This is a genomic window from Amycolatopsis rhizosphaerae, from assembly GCF_007713715.1.
Taxonomy (GTDB): domain Bacteria; phylum Actinomycetota; class Actinomycetes; order Mycobacteriales; family Pseudonocardiaceae; genus Amycolatopsis_E; species Amycolatopsis_E rhizosphaerae.
In genome coordinates, this window is sequence record NZ_VJWX01000572.1 from 1 (window position 1) to 4384 (window position 4384).

6 protein-coding genes are annotated in these 4384 nt (G+C 68.0%); 4 read left to right on the forward strand and 2 right to left on the reverse strand.

Going from position 1 to position 4384, the window contains the following annotated elements; all coding sequences use genetic code 11:
• Nucleotides 1–147 precede the first annotated feature (147 nt).
• A complete protein-coding gene (locus FNH05_RS33325; protein WP_144592832.1) occupies nucleotides 148–546 on the reverse strand; it encodes a DUF5318 family protein in 399 nt (132 codons plus the stop codon).
• Between the two features lie 349 nt (nucleotides 547–895).
• Here FNH05_RS33325 and FNH05_RS33330 point away from each other — a divergent pair, with 349 nt between their 5' ends.
• Nucleotides 896–1459 (forward strand): PadR family transcriptional regulator, encoded by a 564-nt coding sequence (locus FNH05_RS33330; RefSeq protein ID WP_144592833.1) that lies wholly within the window; start codon nucleotides 896–898, stop codon nucleotides 1457–1459.
• A gap of 63 nt (nucleotides 1460–1522) precedes the next feature.
• Nucleotides 1523–2614, forward strand: coding sequence for an inositol-3-phosphate synthase (locus tag FNH05_RS33335; protein ID WP_144592834.1), 1092 nt, complete (start codon nucleotides 1523–1525; stop codon nucleotides 2612–2614).
• Between the two features lie 91 nt (nucleotides 2615–2705).
• Here FNH05_RS33335 and FNH05_RS33340 read toward each other — a convergent pair whose 3' ends face one another.
• The gene (locus FNH05_RS33340; RefSeq protein ID WP_144592835.1) at nucleotides 2706–3341 is read right to left on the reverse strand and encodes an HAD family hydrolase; all 636 of its coding nucleotides are present in this window, start codon (nucleotides 3339–3341) and stop codon (nucleotides 2706–2708) included.
• A gap of 152 nt (nucleotides 3342–3493) precedes the next feature.
• Between FNH05_RS33340 and FNH05_RS33345 the strand changes: the two genes are divergently transcribed.
• Both FNH05_RS33345 and FNH05_RS33350 read left to right on the forward strand, forming a co-directional pair.
• Entirely contained in the window at nucleotides 3494–3883 is a 390-nt protein-coding gene (locus FNH05_RS33345; protein WP_144592836.1) for a MarR family winged helix-turn-helix transcriptional regulator, read from the forward strand.
• Nucleotides 3880–4384 (forward strand): MFS transporter (locus FNH05_RS33350; RefSeq protein ID WP_144592837.1); only part of this gene is annotated, 505 nt, incomplete at its 3' end. The genes FNH05_RS33345 and FNH05_RS33350, both read left to right, overlap by 4 nt.

Sequence of the window (4384 nt, forward strand, 5' to 3'; positions counted from 1 at the left end):
GCACCCGGCCATTGCGCACGACGGGGTTCATCGGGCTCCTGGCCAGGCCAGGAGCGGTTGTACTGGTCGTTCACGAATGAGCCTCCCAGACCGGCGGTTCGGGGTACGCCGTTCTGCCGTCAAGTGGGTCCATGCCCGCGTTCTCCGTCACTGTCCGGCGGTCCTCTTGGAACGGCCGTGCGGAGTTCCCGTGCCCAGGACGTATGACAGCACCAGGTGGTTCCACCGGCATTTGCGGCAGACCTCGACCACGTGGACGGTGAACTCACCGAACAGCTGCTCCATGCGGTCGAGTTCGTCCTGGGTGCGGGCCGAGCCGGAGATGTGCCGCAGCTCGTCCCCGAACACCCAGGAGACGTTCGTGACGGCTTCCTCGCGGCACACCGGGCAGGGGGTGGTGCTTGCGGTGCCGTGGAACTTCGCCGCCCTGAGCAGGTACGGGTCCGCGTCGCAGACGTCCTTCTTGCCGAGGCGACCGGCACGGACGTCGGCCAGCAGCGCCCGGCGCTGCAAGGCGTAGTCCACGACCTGTCGCTGGTTTCGCACGCTGACAGAGTACGTGTCCGCCGACCCCGCGCCATGGGCTGTTCTGCCTAACGCGAACGGCCATGGGAGGGACACGCCGACGGTTTGGTAACTCTCGGGTGAAGTTCCGCGCGTCCGGCCAGGTCGGCGGGTATCCGCGAACGGATTCACCGCGAGTTCCGCCGCGTCATGGCTGTGATCTTGGTCGCGACCGGCTTATCGGGCTTCGTTTTTCCGTTGTTGGTGTGGTGGTAACCCACCGGACGGCCGCCGGGCTTCGTTAGCTGCGCCACTCGATGTATCGAGTCGATATAATGAGACGTTAGGTTGCCCTGTGTGGAGTGGTCAGCTGCCCGAGAGGGGGTGCACCGTGCTGGAGTTCGCCATACTCGGGCTGTTGCACGAGGCGCCGATGCACGGCTACGTGCTGCGCAAGCGGCTGCACGACACGCTCGGCATGTTCCGCACGTTCTCTTACGGTTCCCTGTACCCGACCTTGCGGCGGCTGCAGTGGGCGGGCTTCATCGTCGAGGAAGCCGATGAGGTCGGTGAGTACGCGAAATCCGCTGCCAGGACGCGGGTCCGGCGGGCTCGGCGCGTGTACAAGCTCACCGCCGAAGGTAAGGAGCATTTCGCCGAGCTGCTCGGCGACGCCGGCCCCCAGACCTGGGACGACGAGGGTTTCGGGGTGCATCTGGCGTTCTTTTCCCGTACGCCGGCCGATGTCCGGATGCGCATCCTCGAAGGTCGGCGCCGCCGCGTCGAGGAACGACGGGAAGGCCTTCGGGCGGCCTTGGCGCGCGCCGAGGAGAAGATCGACCGCTACACCCGCGAACTGCACCGGCTGGGCCTGGAGAGCAGCGAGCGGGAAGTTCGCTGGCTGAACGAGTTGATCGCGCACGAACAAGCCGAACAACGCGGTCTGCAGAGCTAGCGGCCGCCGTCGTGAGAGCAGCAGCACTGACCCATGAAGACAACGAGCGAAGGAGAAACCGGCATGGGCGACAACAGCGGCCGCGTAAAGGTGGCCATCGTTGGCGTCGGCAACTGCGCGGCATCGCTGGTCCAAGGAGTGCACTACTACCGGGACGCGGACCCCGCCTCGCGGGTGCCCGGGCTGATGCACGTCAGTTTCGGGCCGTACCACGTGCGTGACGTGGAGTTCGTGGCCGCGTTCGACGTGGACGCGAAGAAGGTCGGCCGCGATCTGTCGGAAGCCATCCTCGCCAGCGAGAACAACACCATCAAGATCACCGACGTGCCGCCGCTGGGCGTGCCGGTGCTGCGCGGGCACACGCTGGACGGGCTCGGCCGCTTCTACCAGGAAACGATCGAGGAGTCCGACGAGCCGGCCGTCGACGTGGTCGCGGCGCTGCGTGAGTCCGGGGCCGACGTGCTGGTTTCGTACCTGCCGGTGGGATCCGAGGCGGCCCAGAAGTTCTACGCGCAGTGCGCGATCGACGCGGGACTCGGCTTCGTCAACGCGATCCCGGTCTTCATCGCTTCGAACCCGGAGTGGGCGCAGAAGTTCACCGACGCCGGACTGCCGATCGTCGGCGACGACATCAAGTCCCAGGTCGGCGCGACCATCACGCACCGCGTGCTGGCGAAGCTGTTCGAGGACCGGGGCGTCCAGCTCGACCGCACCATGCAGCTCAACGTGGGCGGCAACATGGACTTCAAGAACATGAAGGAACTCGAACGGCTCGAGTCCAAGAAGGTGTCCAAGACCCAGGCCGTGACGTCGCAGATCGACCGCGACCTCGGCAAGGCGAACGTGCACGTGGGCCCGTCGGACTACGTGCAGTGGCTGGACGACCGCAAGTGGGCCTACGTCCGGCTCGAGGGCCGCGCCTTCGGCGACGTGCCGCTGAACCTGGAGTACAAGCTCGAGGTGTGGGACTCGCCGAACTCGGCGGGCATCATCATCGACGCGGTGCGCGCCGCGAAGATCGCGATGGACCGCGGCATCGGTGGTCCGCTGCTGTCGGCTTCGTCCTACTTCATGAAGTCGCCGCCGGAGCAGTACAGCGACTCCGAGGCTCGCGACGCGGTCGAGGCCTTCATCCGCGGAGATCTGGAACGCTGACCTTTCCGGTCGTCCGGCGCTCACCGGCAGGCAGACACAGAGGGGGCCTGCCGGCGGGCGCCGGTTTCGTTTTCCGGGGCGATACCCCGGTTCACAGCCTCCCGGGGAGTTCCCGGATGTCGCCGAGCACCTGGTGGACCTCGGCGAGTACCGCCGGATCCGGCGGAAAGTGCGGGTTGGGCACCGCGTACACCGTCATGCCCGCGGCAAGGGCCGCGCGCAGCCCGTTGGTGGTGTCTTCGACGGCGGCGCAGGCTTCGGCGGGCACGCCGAGGAGTTCCGTCGCCCTGAGGTAGACGTCGGGGGCCGGTTTCCCGGCGCCGACCTGCTCGCTGGACACGGCCACGGGTACCACGTCCGTGAGGCCGGTCGCGTCGAGGAAGGCCTTGATCAGGACCGGTGGTGAGGAGCTGGCGATCGCGACCGGGAAACGCCGCCCCACCGCCTGGACGGTTTCGGGCGCTCCGGGCAGCAGGGGCGGCCCGTCCGCGTAGCGCCGCTCCATGCCCTCGATCACGAGCTCGGCGATCCGCCCCGGCTCGCTGTGCGCGCCGAGCTCGGTGACCAGGTAGCGCGCCCATTCGGGGGTGCTCATCCCCTGCATGGCCCTGGTCGCCTCGGCGGTCCACGTCCCGCCGTGTTCGGCGACGACCGCGCGCCGCACCTCGTCCCAGGTCCGTTCGGAGTCGATCAGTACCCCGTCGAGATCGAAAACCACCGCGTCCATGCCCCGACGCTACCTGTGAGCCGAATTACTTCGACACGCTAACTAATATTGCTTAGCATAGCTAAGTGAGTCAAGGAGCTGTCGAAGGAGCCGTCACCGGCGTCGCCGAGCTGGCGCACGAGCTGCGCCCGCTCGTCTTCCGCCTCTATTACATGGTTCGGCGGCTCACCCCGCAGCATCAGCTCACCCTGACCCAGGGTTCGGTGCTCGGCGAGCTGGTGCGCAACGGGCCCCGGCGGATGAGCGTGCTCGCCGAACTCGAAGGGGTGCGCCAGCCCTCCATGACTGATCTCGTCCGGAGGCTGACCCGGCTCGGCCTGGTCACCCGCCGGATGGATCCGGAGGACCGGCGGGCGGTGCTGATCGAGGCGACCGAGGCGGGGCGCCGCTACATCGAGGAACTGGTGCTCGCGCGAGAGGAATTCCTGCGTGAGCGGCTCAGCGCGATGGGCCCGGCGGAGCGCGCGGCGATCGAAGCCGCCCTGCCCGCACTGCGGCAGCTCGTGGATCCGGCGGAGCGGGCGAAATGGGAGGAATCGTGAGCGGCAAGGGGCACTCGAGCCTGCTGGAGGCGGTGAAGGGCCAGCCCAAACAGGTCTGGATCACCGCCTTCGCGGCCGTGATCGCGTTCATGGGGATCGGCCTGGTGGACCCGATCCTGCTGTCCATCGCCGAGGGGCTGCACGCCACTCCCTCGCAGGTCACGCTGCTGTTCTCGTCGTACCTCGGTGTGCAGGTCGTCGCGATGCTGTTGACGGGGGCGATGAGCGCGCGTTTCGGGGCGAAGCGCACGGTCCTCGCCGGACTGACGCTGATCGTGGTCGCCACCGCGCTGTGCGCCGCCGCGGGGTCGATCGAGCAACTGGTCGCGCTGCGAGCCGTCTGGGGCCTGGGAAACGCCTTCTTCATCGCCACGGCGCTGTCGGTGATCGTCGGTGCGGCTTCGGGCGGCCAGGCCGGGGCGATCCTGCTCTACGGGGCGGCGCTCGGGGTGGGGCTCGCGGTGGGGCCGCTGCTGGGCGCGTTTCTCGGCAGCTTTTCCT